General features: G+C 65.0%; 1 protein-coding gene. It reads right to left on the reverse strand.

The features are described from left to right. A partial coding sequence (locus AACY42_RS28495) for an ImcF-related family protein (protein ID WP_339483840.1) occupies window positions 1–1,013 on the reverse strand: 1,013 nt, incomplete at both ends.

Raw genomic sequence — 1,013 nt, forward strand, 5'->3', positions numbered from 1 at the left:
GTGATTGGCGGGTGTCGCTCATCAGCGCCAATTGATCGATCGCCTGGTCCAGGTTTTTGGCTTGACGCGCACGCAGGCTGTTGAGGAAGTTCAGCCAGGCGCCGGCGTAGGCCTGGAAATAGCGCTCGGTCAGGCGTGCCTTGAGCACATCGGGGGTCAAACGGTCATCGACATCGCCGGGTTTGTCGCTGAGCACCCAGTCGATTTCCTCACGGCGCGCCTGGGCGATCTCCTCGATGGCCCGGCGCACCTGACCCTCCCAGGCCTGGCGGGTGAACACCCCCGGTACGCTGGCCTTGCTGGAAAACAACGCGGTGGCCTCGGTGTCGCCGACCATCTGTTGCAGGCCCAGGGCCGGGTAATGCTGGGCGGCTTCGTCGAGCACGCGTTTATACAGGCTGGCCTCGGCGTTGCGTTGGCCCATCTGATCGAGCAACACCTGGCGCACCTGCGCCACCAAGCGAGAATCGGCCTCGATGCGCCAGTCCGGGTGCGCGGGCAATTGCTCGGCGTAGAACTGCCAGAGGTTCGGTGCATAGGTTTGCCAGAGGCCGGGGGCGATGCCGTCACGCGCGGGCTCGACGTGGCCCAGGGTCTTGACCAACAGGTGCGCCTCGGCTTTTTCCGGGCGCGCCATCATCAGGTACGCCTTGAGCTGATCGTAGGCGTCACGAGTGCGCTCGGCCCGTTCGGGGCTGCCCGGTGCGAGTTGGACCAGGGCGCTCAGTTGCTCGCGCAACCGCGCCTCCGCCGGGTCGCGGATCAGGCGGTTGTTGGCCTCGACATAACGTGGCCACAGCAGCTCAAGCAATGTTTCATTGCGGTTCAAGCCAAAGCGTTGATGCCACGGCGCGCCGTGCGCGACGCGGTGATCCAAGCGCGCCAACTCGCGGGCCAGTTCGTTCAGCGCGAGCAGTTGTTCTTCTTGCGTTGATGACGCTTGCAAGGCCGTCAACAGCGATTGCACCTGGACGATCTGCGCCCGGTTGCTCACGAAGGAGACCACCGTCCCC

This window comes from Pseudomonas sp. RL_5y_Pfl2_73 (genome assembly GCF_963970515.1).
Classification (GTDB): domain Bacteria; phylum Pseudomonadota; class Gammaproteobacteria; order Pseudomonadales; family Pseudomonadaceae; genus Aquipseudomonas.